We start from the raw sequence: 13482 nt of genomic DNA on the forward strand, positions 1-13482 counted from the left end.
CCTGGTCAACGGAGCAGTCCGTCTTCGTGGCGTCGGCGATCCGCGAGGCCGACCGGGTGCGCTACAGCGCCTACCGCGTCACGTAGGTGTTCGCGCTCCGGGGCCTCAGGCCTGCACTCCCGCGTAGATCCACGGCACGATCAGCGCGTACCCGAGGAGGAGTGCGCCGACTGTGACGACCGGCGTGGCGACGAGCACCACCGCCGAAGCGACGCGGACCCGGATACGCAACACCTTGTGCATCTCGGGGGTGCGCGCCAGCATGATCAGCGTGGTGATCCACGTGGCGAGGCCGACAGCGGCGACGAGGCCGAGCCACGACATCAGCATGAGGATGTTGGTCGCGAACCGGTCGCCCGCGTCGCTGCCGTACTGCAGCAGGTAATCCCTGTTCCGCGCCCCGAACAGGATGTTGACGCCCGCGAACGCGGCGAGGGCGACGGACCACAGGGCGGCGAATCCGACGGCGGTTCTCCGCAGGCTGGAACGGGTACGCAGCGCGGCGGCGTCGAGGACTGTCATGCACGGATGGTAGGCCACCAGTGGCCGACCGGTGAAGATCATGTGGGCGTCACGCCAGGGCGCGCTTGTCCGGCTTGCCGCTCGGCCCCACCGGCACCCGGTCGATCCACCGGATCGTCTGCGGCGCCGACGCTTCGCCCAGCGCCCGGACCACCAGCGCGCGCAGCCGTCCGGCATCCGGCGTGTGACCGGCGGCCGGCACCACGTAGGCGTGCACCGCCTCCCCGGTGACGTCGTCGGGACGGCCGACGACGTACGCCTCGGCGACTGTGGGGTCGGTGGCGAGCACCCGTTCGATCGGGCCGGCGTACACCAGGTTGGCGTGCACGATGACGACGTCCCGGATCCGGCCGAGCAGGTGCAGGTAGCCGTCGCCGTCGAGCCGGGCCAGGTCACGGGTGCGGACCCAGCCGTCGACGAAGACGTCGGCGGTCTCGGCGGGATCGTTCCAGTAGGCGGCGGCCTGCGCCGGTGTGCGGACGAACAGTTCCCCCTCGGTGGCGGGGCGGCCGTCGGCGTCCCGGATGGACAGCTCGGTCACCGCTGGTGGGCGGCCGACCGAGGCGAGCGCGGCCGGGGACGCCAGCATCTCGGCCGGCGTCACCATCGTGATCATTCCGGTCTCGGTCTGGCCGTAGCCCTGGAAGACGACGGGACCGAGCACGTCGAGCGCCTCGGCGAGCCGGCCCGGCGCGAGCGGAGACCCGGACACCAGCAGGGCCCGCAGACTGCTCAGGTCGACCGGATCGACGCGCTGGTCGTGCACGAGCTGGTACAGCTTGCCCACCGTGATGACGCTCGCGGTCGCCCGGTGCCGGGCGATCATGCCCGGGAAACCCGGAGGCCGGGCCGCGACGATGGTGCCGCCCGCGGCCAGGGTGAGGATGGCGTACTCCAGCATCACCTGGCTGCTCAGCGAACCGAAGACGAGATAACGCCGGAGCCGGGTGGCGAGGTCGGCGATCGCCGGGGGCCACCGGTCCGGGTACGGGGCCCAGGCCGCGCTCATCGCCGCGTACGTCTGCGCGCAGCCCTTCGGGCTGCCGGTGCTGCCGCTGGTCCAGATGATGCGGGCGACGTCGTCCGGGCGGCCGGCGGCGATCAGCGGCCTTCCGTCGTCGGGGGTGCCCGCCAGCTCGGCGACCCGGACGTCGTCGAGCAGCAGCTCGTCCTCGCCGCGCCGGGCGCGGTGGGCGGGCGTCAGGTCGGGGCGGATCCCGGAGACCCGGGCGCCGACCGCGAACGCCGCGATGATCGCCGCGAACGCCTCCGCGGTGACGCCGAGCCGCAGGGCCACCCCGACGCCGGGGCCGGCCCCCGCGGCCCGGAGCCCGGCGGCGATGCGCCGGACCAGCCGGTACATCTGGGCCGTGGTGACCCTCCGGTCGCCGTCCTCGAAGACCGGCCGGTCGTCACCGGTGGCGAGCAGGTCCAGCACGGGCTGCGGCCAGACCTCAGCCGGCATCGGAGAGCACGCCCTTGACGAAGAGCACGAGCGGCTGGTGGTGCACGTCCGGCAGATTCCAGTGGTTCTCCAGGTTCTCCGCGAGGTGGTGCGCCGCGACGACCCGGCCGCCGCGGTGGACCCGGACGACCGGGTGCAGGTAGCTGGCGTCGTGCGCGTGCGCGGCGTCGTTCTCGGCGATCCGGGGCACCGTGACGTCGAACGGGTCGACCTGGTCGTGGTCCGGCCCGTACTCCAGGGTGACCACGAACGCGAACGGTTCCGGGCCCAGGCCGCCGTCGTGCACGTACGCGACGGGCACCTCCTCGTGGTAGCGCGCGGTGTCGCCGTCGACGACGACGACGTCGCCGAGGACCGCGAACTGCTGCCACAGCGCGGAGGTGCGGTTGATCCGGGCGATGACCGCGTCGGCGATCGCCTCCGGGGTGGGCTCCAGCGGCGTGGCCGGCCACGGGGTGTCGTGGTGGCGGGCGCCGAGGATCCGGTGCAGGGCCCGCACGCCGTACCGGAAGCCGTGGATGAACCCGTTCGTCGAGCGCTTGAAGTCGCGCTGCTGCGTGAGGGTGCCGGCGAAGTAGAGGCCGGGCACGTTCACCGACTCGTACGCCGGGGTCTGCTCGGGGAAGCGGTCGTTGATCACCAGCCGTGGCCGGGCGGACGGGTCGAAGATGCTCGCGTCGAACCGGAATCCGGTGCAGAGGATGACCCGGTCGTAGTCGATCTGCCGGATCGCCTCGACTGTGCGGGCGTACCGGAAGTCGATCCGGTAGCCGCCGTCGTCGCGCCGGGCGATCCGCTCGACGGTGCCGTCGAGGACCGCGTTCTGCGACTTGAGCTGGTACGTGTCGAGGAAGTTGTTGTTCACCGCACGCAGATGCCCGACGTAGTGCGACTGCCACGCCAGCTTGATCGAGTGCGGGCCGGCGACGTGGATGACAGCGGCGGTCTCGACCAGGGCGTCAGCGGTCTCGAAGGCCGAGTTGCCCTTGCCGATGATGAGGACGCGCTGGTCGGTGAAGTCGTCCGGGTCGACGCTGACCGTGTCGTACCGCTCGGCGAGCGCGGCGCCTTCGATCGGCGGGACGTACAGCTGGGACACGCCGGTGGCGACCACCACCCGGCGGGCGGTGAGGGTGTCGTCGCCGACGTGGACGGTGAACAGGTCGCCGTCGCGCGCGACCCCGGTGACCCGGGTGTCGTACCTGACCCGCAGACCCTGGGCGAAGTCGGCGAGGTAGCGCACCAGTTCGGCGGCGTCCGGGAAGTACCGGCGGCTGTAGTTCTTGAACAGCAGCGCCGGATCGTCGCTGAGCAGCGAGTTCCAGTCCGCGCGCAGGTTGAACTCCGGATCGTCGGATCCGGTCCACACCTTGTTGATCGAGATGAGTTGCCGGTGCCGGGGGTAGGTGGTGAAGAACGTGCCCGGCGCCGGGCCGGCCTCCAGGACCAGATAGTCGCGGCCGTCGCGCTCCAGCAGGTGAGCGAGCTGCAACCCGGCCGGTCCGGCTCCGATGATCAGATAGTCGACCGTCATGCGCCGCAACGTAGCGACTCGATCTCAGAGCGTTCTGAGAATTCGTCTCTAGGGTGCGATCGCATGACGACAGAGGTGGACCTCGATGTCCCACTGCGGATCGCCGACCTCCGGGCCGCCCGCGACCCGGTCAAGGTCGTGGTCGGACCGCAGGTCCGGGAGCGCGTCACGGCAGCCCGTACCTTCCTGTCCGCGGTGCTCGGCGACGACCGCGCGGTGTACGGCGCCACCACCGGATTCGGCGCCCTCGTCGGGTACGCGGGCCGCGCCGACCTGCGTGACCAGGCCGACAACACGCTCGCCCACCTCGGCGCCGGTCAGGGCCCGGAACTCGACCCGGAGGTGGTCCGCGCGACAGTGCTGCTGCGGGCCGCGTCGCTGGCCCGCGGCGCGTCGGGGGTCTCCCCGCACGTCATCGACGCCCTCGCGGCGATGCTCGCGACCACGTTCGTCCCCGTGGTGCCCCGGCTCGGTTCGGTCGGCGCCAGCGGTGACCTGATCCCGCTGGGCGCTGCCGCGCAGGCGTTACGGGGCCGGGGCCACGCCTATCTGGACGGAGTACGGCTACCGGCGGCCGAGGCGCTGAAGCGGGCCGGGCTGGAACCGCTGCCGCTGGACGGCCGGGACGCTCTCGCTCTGGTCAACGGCACCTCGCTGACCACAGCGGCGACAGCGCTGGCGCTGGACGCGGCCCGCTCCGCGCACCGGGCGGTCCAGGTGCTCACCTGCCTGCTCGCCGATCTGCTGGGCAGCGACACGCAGTTCCTCGACGCCCGGTTGCTGGCCGCGTACGGCCATCCGGGCGCGGTCGACGTGGGCGCGCGGATGCGCCGGGTCGGCGCCGGTCTCGTCGCGTCCGGGGCACGTCCGTTGCAGGAGCCGTACAGCATCCGGTGCGCGCCGCAACTGCTCGGCGCCGCCGAGGACGCGCTGCGCTACGTCGACGCCGTCGTCGGGGCCGACCTCGCGAGCGTCACCGACAACCCGTTGTTCTTTCCCGACGAGGACCTCGTCGTGCACGGCGGCAACTTCTTCGGGCAGCCGGCCGCGTTCGCCGCCGACGTGCTGTCGATGGTCGTGGCGCAGGTCGGCAACCTCGCGGAACGGCAACTGGATCTGCTCGTCGACCCGAACCGCAACGGCGGCCTGCCGCCGATGCTCGCCGCCGGCCCGGGACAGCAGCACGGACTCCAGGGGGTGCAACTGGCGGCGACCGCCCTGATCACCGAGATCCGCCGGGACACCATGCCCGCGAGCATGCAGAGCGTGCCGACCAACCTGCACAACCAGGACGTCGTCCCGCTCGGCACCCAGGCCGCGCTGCGGGCGCTGGACCAGACTCGGTTGCTGCACCTCGTCGTCGGGTCACTCGCGGTGGGACTGCGCCAGGCGGCGTACGTCGGCGCGCGTGCGCCGACCGCGTCCGGCTGTGCCGAGGCGCTGGCCGCGGTGGCCGCGGCCGTACCGCCGATCGACCCGGACCGGCCGCTGGACGCCGACGTGCGGCGCGCCGCCGACGTGATCGCGGATTTCTCCGTTTCCTTCTCCTGAGGATGGACGCACATGACGCTTGACTACCTGATCGTCGGGGCCGGGCCGGCCGGCCTGCAACTCGCGGCTCTGCTGGAGGCCGACGGCAAGCGCGACTATCTGGTCCTGGAACAGGCGGCGATCCCGGGGGCGTTCTTCGCCACCTTTCCCCGCCACCGGCAACTGATCTCCATCAACAAGCCGCACACCGGCTCGGACGACCCGGAGCTGAACCTGCGGCTGGACTGGAACTCACTGCTCAGCGGCGACCCGGCGCTGCGGTTCACCGGCTACACCGAGCGGTACTTCCCCGACGCCGACGTGATGGTCCGCTACCTGGCCGACTTCGCCGCGAAGACGGGGGCGCGGGTCCGGTACAACTCCCGGGTGACGTCGGTCGGCAAGGTCGACGGGGTGTTCGAGGTCCGGGCGGGGGAGGAGGTCTTCCGGGCGCGCCGGCTGGTCGTCGCCACCGGCGTCTCCCAGCCGTACCGGCCGGACATCCCGGGTCTGGAGCTTGCCGAACAGTACGCGGAGATGCCCGTCGACCCGCGTGACTACCTGGACCAGAAGGTGCTGATCATCGGCAAGGGGAACTCCGCGTTCGAGACCGCGGACAGCCTGATGGAGACCACCACGCTGATCCACGTGGCCGGTCCGAGTTCGATCCGGATGGCCTGGCGCACGCACTACGTGGGACACCTGCGGGCGGTGAACAACAACTTCCTGGACACCTACCAGCTGAAGTCGGCGAACGCGATCCTCGACGGCGACGTCAGACGCATCGAGCGCGACGGCGACGGCTTCACTGTGACCTTCTCGTTCTCCCGCGCCGACGAGGTGGTCAAGGAGCTGCGGTACGACCGGGTGCTCGCCTGCACCGGTTTCGCCTTCGACGCGTCCATCTTCGACGACACCTGCCGTCCGCGACTCGCCATCCGGGACCGCTTCCCGGCGCAGACCCCGGAGTGGGAGTCGGTGAACGTGCCCGGCCTCTACTTCGCCGGCACGATCAGCCAGGAACGGGACTTCAAACGCTCGACGAGCGGCTTCATCCACGGTTTCCGGTACGCCGTCCGGGCGCTGCACCGGATCCTGGAACGACGGTACGGGGACACGCCGTGGCCGGCGGAGAAGCTGGACGCCACCGCGGAGCTGATCGCCGACGCCGTCGTCGCGCGGGTCAACCGCACCTCCGCGCTGTGGCAGCAGTTCGGCTTCCTCGCCGACGTGGTCACCGTCGCCGGATCCGACGCGCGCTACCACGAGGAGGTGCCCGTCGAGTACTTCACCGGCACCGGCCTGCGCACCCCCGACCACGACTACGAGCACGCCTTCGTGGTCACCCTGGAGTACGGCCCCGAGCACGACCAGGTGGACCCGTTCGACGTCACCGTCCACCGGGTCGCCCAGGACGTCCCCGGCCAGGCCCACGACGCCGCCTACCTGCATCCGGTCGTCCGCCACCACCGGGCGGGCCGGGTCGTCGCCACCCACCACCTGGCGGAGAACCTGGAGAACCGGTGGGACCGGCCGGAGACCCACGTCGCGCCGCTCGTCGCGTTCCTCGACGGCTGCCTGAGCAGTTGAGATGCGTCCGTTCGACGCGGCGCTGGACGGCCCGGCGCTGAACCTGGCCGACCTGGCCGCCGACGCGCGGGGCCGCCTGGACCCGGTGCACTGGGACTTCTTCTCCGGCGGTGCCGGCGAGGAACGTACGGTGCGCGCCAACGAGGCGGCCTTCACCCGGCGCTGGCTGGTGCCCCGCGTCCTGCGTGGCGTGCGCCGGCGCGACCTGCGGATCTCCCTGTTCGGCAGCCGGATCTCGATGCCGGTGCTGATCGCGCCGACCGCGTTCCACCGGCTGGCCCACCCCGAGGGCGAGGTGGCAACCGCGCGCGCCGCCGCCGAGGCGGGCACGATCATGGTGGTCAGCATGGCGGCCACCCGGCCGGTCGAGGAGATCGCGGCGGCCGGCGGGCCGCTCTGGTTCCAGCTGTACCCGCAGCCGGACCTCGACTTCACCGCGTCAGTGGTACGGCGGGCGGAGACGGCCGGGTGCACCGCCCTGGTCGTCACAGTCGACTCGCCCGTGTTCGGCCGGCGGGAACGCGATCTTCGGCACGGCTTCGCCGACCTGCCGCCCGGAATGAGCTGCGAGAACATGCGCGACGCGACCGGCCGGGTACGCGACATCCAGATGGACGCCGGGCTGGACTGGGACCGGATCGCCTGGCTGCGCGAGGTCACCACGCTGCCGATCTTGCTGAAGGGGGTGCTGCATCCCGCCGACGCGGCGCTGGCCGTCTCGTACGGTCTCGACGGTCTGCTGGTCTCCAACCACGGTGGCCGGCAACTCGACGGGGCGCTGGCCACCCTGGACGCGCTGCCCGCCGTGGTCGAGGCCGTCGGCGGGCGGGTGCCGGTGCTGCTCGACGGCGGCGTCCGGCGGGGCGCCGACGTCCTGGTGGCGCTGGCGCTCGGCGCGAGCGCGGTGCTGGTCGGCCGCCCGGTGCTCTGGGGGCTCGCGGTCGGCGGCGCCGCCGGGGTACGCCACGTCCTCGACCTGCTCCACGCCGACCTCGACCGGACGCTGACGCTGGCCGGCGTCGCCGAGCCGGCCGACCTGCGCGGCGACCTGGTCGCCACGGTGGCGTGCGGATGAGCGCCCTGATCGTCCTGCCGGTCCTGGCGGGGATCGCCTGGACCGTGCCGTACTGGCTGCCCCGCACCGTGGTCCGGCTGCGGGAGTGGGTGTTCGTCCGGGTCAACGGCGTCGAAGGCGTTCCGGTGCCGGGCCCCACCGTCGGCATGGAGCACTTCGAGCGGGTGTACTCCGATCCGGCGGCGGACGGACGCAGCCGCGGGGCCGGGCTGTCGGACCTGTTCTGGTACTGGCTGGCGCCCGGACCGCAGATGCACCAGGAACACCTGGAACCGGGGGAGCGCTACCGGAGGGTGGCCGCCACGACCCGGCGGGTGCTCGCGGTACGCCGCCAGCGCTGCGACGACCTCGCCACCGCGGCCACCCGGCGCGTCCTCGACCGGTTGCCGGCCGACCGGACCAGCCACGTCCGGCTGCGCGACCTGATGATGCCGGTCTGGGCCGAGGTCTACTACGAACTCGTCTTCGGCGAGGCGTGCCCACCGGAGGCGCGGGCGCTGATCGTCGCCAACGCCGACGACGTGGTCAGCGGGCTGAAGTGCACCGGACTCCGGCACATGCGGCGGCGCGAACGGCTGACCGGGTATCTGCGCGACCGGATCGAGGCGGGGACCTGCCCGGTGACGCTGCCGCCGCCGTTCACCGCCCAGGAAACGGCCTGGTACCTCCAGGGCGCGTTCTTCAACACCGCTGTCGTGCAGATGTCCGAGGCGATGGCGCACGTGCTGCTCGCCCTCGCCACGCACCCCGATGTGCAGCGGGGACTCGACGGTGACGACGCGCTGGACCGGGTGATCGACGAGACGCTGCGCGTGCACCCGCTCTTCGGCGTCGCGCACCGGATCACGTCCGCGCCGATCACGCTGCCCACCGGGGCGGCACTGCCCGCCGGAACGGTGCTGCTCTTCAACTACCTGGCGTTCCACCGCGGCGGGGCCGCCGGCGACGACCGGTTCGACCCGGACCGGTGGCTGACGCTCAAGCGCGGCGACGCGCACTTCATCCCGTACGGGGTCACCGCGAACCGCGCCTGCCCGGCCCGCGGCGTCGCGCCGGTGATGATGCGCGCCGCGACCCGCGAGGTGCTGCGCCGGTACGTCCTGATCTCGTCCGCCTCACACACCCGGTCGCTGCCCAGCCGGGGCCCCGCGTACCTGACACCGGTCGGGCTCACCGGTCCGGGACGGCTGCGGCTCGCCGCGATGCGGTCGCGGGACCGGTGGGCCGACGTGGGCCGCAGCATCCGGCAACTGGTGTTCGGCACCTGGATGGTGGTCGACGCCCGCCGGCAGCGCTTGTGCACCGACTACTTCGAGAGGGCTGTCCGATGACACCAACGGAGCTGGCGCCACGGTTCTTCATCGCGGTCACCGTGATCCTGATCTTCTGCAAAGGGGTCGCGTGGCTGCTCGGCAAGGCGGGTCAGCCCGCCGTGGTCAGCGAGATGCTCGCCGGCGTACTGCTCGGCCCGTCGCTGCTCGGGCTCCTCCTGCCGGACGTGCAGGACGCCCTGTTCCCGGCCCCCCTGCTCCCGATCCTCTATGTAGTGGGTCAGGTCGGCCTGGTGCTGTTCATGTTCCAGGCCGGGTACGCGTTCAGCGCCCACCGGGTCACCGGGCTGGCCGGCACCGCCGGCGTGATCTCACTGGCCGGGGTCACCGCGCCGCTCCTGCTGGGGGTGCTGCTGGTGCTGGTGACGGCGGGCGTCGTGCCGATCCAGGCCGACGGGACGTCACTCGGGGTCTCGGCCGCGTTCGTCGGCGTCGCCCTGGCCATCACCGCGTTCCCGATGCTGGCCCGGATCATCACCGAGAAAGGGCACGCCGGCACCCGGCACGGCACGCTCTCCCTGGCCAGCGGCGCGATCGACGACGTGGTCGCCTGGATCATGCTGGCCGCCGTGCTGGCGGTCGCGTCCGGCCGGGCCGGACCCGCGATCGTCACCGCCGGCGGAGCGGTCCTGTTCGGGCTGGTGCTCTGGTACGGCGGGCGTACGGTCACCGCCACGCTGATGACCCACCGGGCCCTCAACGACCGCGCCCGGCTGCTCGGCACCGTCGCGCTGCTGTTCCTGGTCGCCTGGTACACCGACGAGATCGGGCTGTACGCGGTCTTCGGCGCGTTCGCGGTCGGCGTGGTGATGCCCCGCACCGACAACACCGACAAGGTGGTGGACACGCTCACACCGGTCGCCGCGACGCTCTTCCTGCCGCTGTTCTTCACCTACTCGGGCCTGCGTACGGAGTTCGGCCTGCTCGCCTCCCCGCCGGTGCTGTTGTTCGCGCTGGCCTGCGTGACGGCGGCGATCGTCGGCAAGTTCGGCGCCTGCTGGGCGGCGGCCCGAATGCGGGGTGAGCCGTCGAGCGTCGCGTTGCGGGTCGGCGCGCTGATGAACGCCCGTGGCCTGATGCAGCTCATCGCGCTGAACGTCGGGCTGGAGGCGGGCATCGTGAACCCCGCCCTGTTCACAGTGCTGGTGCTGGTCGCCTTGGTCACCACGCTGATGACGACGCCGACGCTGAGCTGGATCGAGCGCCGGGAGGCCCGGCAGCCCGACGCCGTACGCGAGCCCGCGCTGGCGGTTTCAGATAGTTGAAGAGGCAAATACTGATGCTTCCATCGGCAGTCATCTATGGGATCGTTAACACATGCGGGGCGGAACATCGAACCGGCTGCTGCTGGTCGAGGACGACGCGGATCTGACCGAGATGCTCACCGAGACGCTCGGCCACGAAGGTTACCTGGTCGACCGGGCCTTCGACGGCCAGCGCGGGCTGCATCTCGGGCTGACCCGCACCTACGACGTGATGGTCATCGACCGGATGCTGCCGGCGCTCGACGGCCTCGACCTGGTCACCCGGCTACGCGCCCGGGCGGTCCCGGCCCGGACCCTGATGCTCACCGCGCTCGGCACCGTCGACGACCGGATCGCCGGGCTGGACGCGGGCGCCGACGACTACCTGATCAAACCGTTCGACCTCGACGAACTGAGCGCCCGGGTCCGGGCGCTGTGCCGGCGCAGGCCCGAGCCGACCGACGTGCTGCGCATCGGCGCCGGCCGGCTCGACCTGGGACCGCGCGAGGCGGTGCTGGCCGACGGCACCCGGGTGGCGCTGTCCACCCGCGAGTTCGAGCTGCTGCGCGTGCTGGCGGCCCGGCCGAACGCCGTGCATCCACGAGCCGTGCTGCGCCGCAAGGTCTTCGAGGAGGCGGCGGGGGCGTCGATAGTGGACACCTACGTCTACTACCTCCGGCGCAAACTCGGCCGCGCGGCGGTACGCACCGTGCACGGCCTCGGCTACCGCCTCGGAACGCTCTGATGGAGGCGGTCGAGCAGGCGATCGTGCGGCGGACCCGACTCCGGATCGGCCTGTTCGTCGGCCTCACCATCGGTGCCCTGCTGTTGCTGGCGGGCGGCATCTCCTACGCGGTGCTGGTCCGGGGCCAGGACGCGCAGATCCAGCGTGAGCTGGCGTGGGGCACCGAACACGGCACCATCGCCGGCCCGCCCGCCTGTAGCTGGATCTTCGAGTACGAGGGCACCACCGTGCACACCGGCGCGAACCCGCCACCACCGGGCTTCCCGTTGCACGACGTGCTGGCCACAGTGGCGGCCACCGGGGCCACCGAGATCACCACTGTCACGCGTAACGGCACGACCTACCACGTACGCACCGAGGCCCGCGGCGACGGTGTGGTCCAGGCGGTGTTCGACGCCCGTTTCCAGCTGTCCGACCGCCGGCACCTCCTGCTCGCGTTCAGCCTCGCGGCGGTGGTCGGGCTGCTCGCCGCCGTGCTGACCGGCATGGTCGTCGGCCGTCGAGCCGTCGCACCACTCGCGGAGGCCCTGACCCGGCAGCGCCGCTTCGTCGCGGACGCCAGCCACGAACTGCGCACGCCGATCGCCCAGGTGCACACCCGGGCCCAGTTGATCGCGCGCCGGGCGCGCAACGACGGCGCCGCCACGAACCTGGACGACCTGGATCGGCTGATCGGCACCACCCGCCGGCTCGGCGAGATCGTCGACGACCTGCTGCTCTCCGCCCGGCTCGCCGCCGCGCCCGCCGACCGGGAGCCGGATCCGCCGGTCGACCTCACCACGCTGATCGGTACGACAGCCGCAGCCGAGGGCGACCGGGCAGCCGAGCGTCAGGTCACGCTCGTCCTGGACGTCCCGGGCGACCCGCTGCCGGTGCCGGGTGTCGAGTCGGCCCTGCGCCGGGTCGTGGGCGAACTGCTGGCGAACGCGCTTGCCCACACCCCCGCGGGAGGCCGGATCACCGTGACGCTGCGGGCCGTGGACGACGTCGCAGAGTTCGTGATCGCCGACACCGGGAAGGGCTTCGACCAGGCGGACGCCCGGCGCATCTTCGACCGGTTCCACCGGGGCGCGGGCGCCGGCGACCGCCGTTTCGGCCTGGGGCTGGCCCTGCTCCAGGAGGTCGTCACCAGCCACCACGGCACCATCGAGGCCGAGGGCCATCCGGGCCGGGGAGCCCGATTCACCGTACGTCTTCCGACGGGGCGATCGCCGAGCGCCACGGGCAGGGCCGCCCGGATCAGGAACCTCCGGGTGTGGCAGTTCGGCGCCGGTACGTGAGCGCCGGATCGTGGAGCGCGTTCTCCGGCCCGCCGGGCCCGCCGCCGGCCGGCCCGAGGTGCAGGATCGCGGTCGGCGCGTCGGCCAGGTTCCCGCCGGCCGGCAGCCAGGTCGCCGGGGGAGCCACCGCCTCCGCCACCGCGCTAGGTGCGTTCCTCCGGCGCACCAGCACCAGTGCGAGCGCGCCCAGGCCCGCGGCGACCAGCAGGCCACCCAGGAGGAACATCGACGTACTGCCGCCCTCCTCGCCGGCCGCCTTGAGCGCCGGCGGCGCGGCCGCGGGCGTGTCGTCGTCGGCCGCCGCGGCGAGAGGGCTCGCCTCCGCGGCGGGCGTCGGCGACGTCGTGGCCACCGCGGCAAGGGTCAGCCGTACGGTGGCGACGTCACCGGCCCTGCCCCTGACGGTCGCGCGGGCGGCACGGTAGCCGTCCATGGACGCGCGGACCGTGATGGATCCTTCGGCGATCGTCCGGCCGGCCTTGGAGGTGATCGAGAACTGGCCGCTGCGGTTGCTGGTCGTCCGGTACTCGTGACCGGCGCTGTCCCGGATGGTCAGGTCCGCGCCGCCGATCGCCTTTCCGTCGGCGTCGAGGACCCGGCCGGAGACCCCACTCACCCCGGCCGCCGGTTCGGCCCCGCCGGTGGGCGAGGCACCCGGTCCGTGGACGTGGACCATCTTGTAGGCGTAGCTGTTCTGCCCGGCGAGCCGCACGCCGATCGAGATGTTGAGGCCGGTGGTCTCACCCGGGCGTGCATCCGGGGCGACGAGTGTCGCGTCGAAGGTCCGGCTCTGGCCGGGACCGAGATCCGGCTCCGCCCGGCAGCCGGTGGCGCACCGCAGGCCGCCGCCCACCACCACGATCGCCGTCTCGGCCCGGCGTCCGGTGTTGGTGACGCGGAACCGCACGCGTACCGTCTCGCGGGGTTTCACGTTCTCCGCCGAAACGCTCAGGATGCTCACCGTCTCCGGCGCGGCCGTGGCCGGTGCCGCCGCGACCGCGAACGTTCCTCCGGCCAGCGTGGCCAGTACGGCCGCGCGGGCCCATCGGACACGGGAGCGCGTCGTCACTTCCCACCACCTTCGCCGAGAGCGGGCACCATCGGTCGATGAAGCCGCGGGCCACTATGCCCTGTGCGGGACGGGTTGCGCGACCCGGCCCATACCG

General features: G+C 72.4%; 11 protein-coding genes. 7 read left to right on the top strand and 4 right to left on the bottom strand.

All coding sequences use genetic code 11. The features are described from left to right. Window positions 1-105: 105 nt before the first annotated feature. From AMK25_RS09940 to AMK25_RS09950, 3 genes are read right to left on the bottom strand one after another with little or no spacing between them, the layout of a single operon-like run. Window positions 106-522, bottom strand: coding sequence for a hypothetical protein (locus AMK25_RS09940; RefSeq protein ID WP_143194720.1), 417 nt, complete (start codon window positions 520-522; stop codon window positions 106-108). 49 nt (window positions 523-571) lie between these two features. Continuing rightward, on the bottom strand, window positions 572-1987 hold the full coding sequence (locus tag AMK25_RS09945) for a class I adenylate-forming enzyme family protein (RefSeq protein ID WP_073827885.1): 1416 nt from the start codon (window positions 1985-1987) through the stop codon (window positions 572-574). After that, window positions 1977-3521 carry an NAD(P)-binding domain-containing protein gene (locus AMK25_RS09950; protein ID WP_073827886.1) on the bottom strand — a complete coding sequence of 515 codons (1545 nt, stop codon included), beginning with the start codon at window positions 3519-3521 and terminating at the stop codon, window positions 1977-1979. The genes AMK25_RS09945 and AMK25_RS09950 overlap by 11 nt, the downstream gene beginning before the upstream one ends. 63 nt (window positions 3522-3584) lie before the next feature. Between AMK25_RS09950 and AMK25_RS09955 the strand changes: the two genes are divergently transcribed. Genes AMK25_RS09955 through AMK25_RS09985 form a run of 7 tightly spaced genes read left to right on the top strand, consistent with a single transcriptional unit; the run spans window position 3585 to window position 12316 of the window. Next, window positions 3585-5072: an HAL/PAL/TAL family ammonia-lyase gene (locus AMK25_RS09955; RefSeq protein WP_073827887.1), complete on the top strand. Its 1488-nt coding sequence runs from the start codon at window positions 3585-3587 to the stop codon at window positions 5070-5072. 12 nt (window positions 5073-5084) lie between these two features. Continuing rightward, entirely contained in the window at window positions 5085-6641 is a 1557-nt protein-coding gene (locus AMK25_RS09960) for an NAD(P)-binding domain-containing protein (protein ID WP_073827888.1), read from the top strand. A gap of 1 nt (window position 6642) precedes the next feature. Then, entirely contained in the window at window positions 6643-7716 is a 1074-nt protein-coding gene (locus AMK25_RS09965) for an alpha-hydroxy acid oxidase (protein ID WP_073827889.1), read from the top strand. Further along, window positions 7713-9047 (top strand): cytochrome P450, encoded by a 1335-nt coding sequence (locus AMK25_RS09970; protein ID WP_073828609.1) that lies wholly within the window; start codon window positions 7713-7715, stop codon window positions 9045-9047. Before AMK25_RS09965 ends, AMK25_RS09970 begins: the two co-directional genes overlap by 4 nt. Further along, a complete protein-coding gene (locus AMK25_RS09975) occupies window positions 9044-10312 on the top strand; it encodes a cation:proton antiporter (protein WP_073827890.1) in 1269 nt (422 codons plus the stop codon). Before AMK25_RS09970 ends, AMK25_RS09975 begins: the two co-directional genes overlap by 4 nt. A gap of 52 nt (window positions 10313-10364) precedes the next feature. After that, complete coding sequence (locus AMK25_RS09980; protein WP_143194721.1) at window positions 10365-11036, top strand: response regulator transcription factor; 672 nt, start codon at window positions 10365-10367, stop codon at window positions 11034-11036. Next, window positions 11036-12316, top strand: a complete 1281-nt coding sequence (locus AMK25_RS09985; RefSeq protein ID WP_073827891.1) for a sensor histidine kinase — start codon at window positions 11036-11038, stop codon at window positions 12314-12316. The genes AMK25_RS09980 and AMK25_RS09985 overlap by 1 nt, the downstream gene beginning before the upstream one ends. On the opposite strand, the gene AMK25_RS09990 is transcribed toward AMK25_RS09985, so the two are convergent. Continuing rightward, window positions 12276-13385 (bottom strand): carboxypeptidase-like regulatory domain-containing protein, encoded by a 1110-nt coding sequence (locus tag AMK25_RS09990; RefSeq protein WP_073827892.1) that lies wholly within the window; start codon window positions 13383-13385, stop codon window positions 12276-12278. The two genes, AMK25_RS09985 and AMK25_RS09990, sit on opposite strands and share 41 nt — an antisense overlap. Window positions 13386-13482: the final 97 nt, after the last annotated feature.

Origin of the sequence: Micromonospora sp. TSRI0369, assembly GCF_001905625.1 — a bacterium.
Taxonomy (GTDB): Bacteria; Actinomycetota; Actinomycetes; order Mycobacteriales; family Micromonosporaceae; genus Micromonospora; species Micromonospora echinospora_A.

Coding starts and splice junctions, on each gene's coding strand:
- AMK25_RS09940 (WP_143194720.1), bottom strand. CDS start 522: ATGACAGTCCTCGACGCCGCCGCGCTGCGTACCCGTTCCAGCCTGCGG.
- AMK25_RS09945 (WP_073827885.1), bottom strand. CDS start 1,987: ATGCCGGCTGAGGTCTGGCCGCAGCCCGTGCTGGACCTGCTCGCCACC.
- AMK25_RS09950 (WP_073827886.1), bottom strand. CDS start 3,521: ATGACGGTCGACTATCTGATCATCGGAGCCGGACCGGCCGGGTTGCAG.
- AMK25_RS09955 (WP_073827887.1), top strand. CDS start 3,585: ATGACGACAGAGGTGGACCTCGATGTCCCACTGCGGATCGCCGACCTC.
- AMK25_RS09960 (WP_073827888.1), top strand. CDS start 5,085: ATGACGCTTGACTACCTGATCGTCGGGGCCGGGCCGGCCGGCCTGCAA.
- AMK25_RS09965 (WP_073827889.1), top strand. CDS start 6,643: ATGCGTCCGTTCGACGCGGCGCTGGACGGCCCGGCGCTGAACCTGGCC.
- AMK25_RS09970 (WP_073828609.1), top strand. CDS start 7,713: ATGAGCGCCCTGATCGTCCTGCCGGTCCTGGCGGGGATCGCCTGGACC.
- AMK25_RS09975 (WP_073827890.1), top strand. CDS start 9,044: ATGACACCAACGGAGCTGGCGCCACGGTTCTTCATCGCGGTCACCGTG.
- AMK25_RS09980 (WP_143194721.1), top strand. CDS start 10,365: ATGCGGGGCGGAACATCGAACCGGCTGCTGCTGGTCGAGGACGACGCG.
- AMK25_RS09985 (WP_073827891.1), top strand. CDS start 11,036: ATGGAGGCGGTCGAGCAGGCGATCGTGCGGCGGACCCGACTCCGGATC.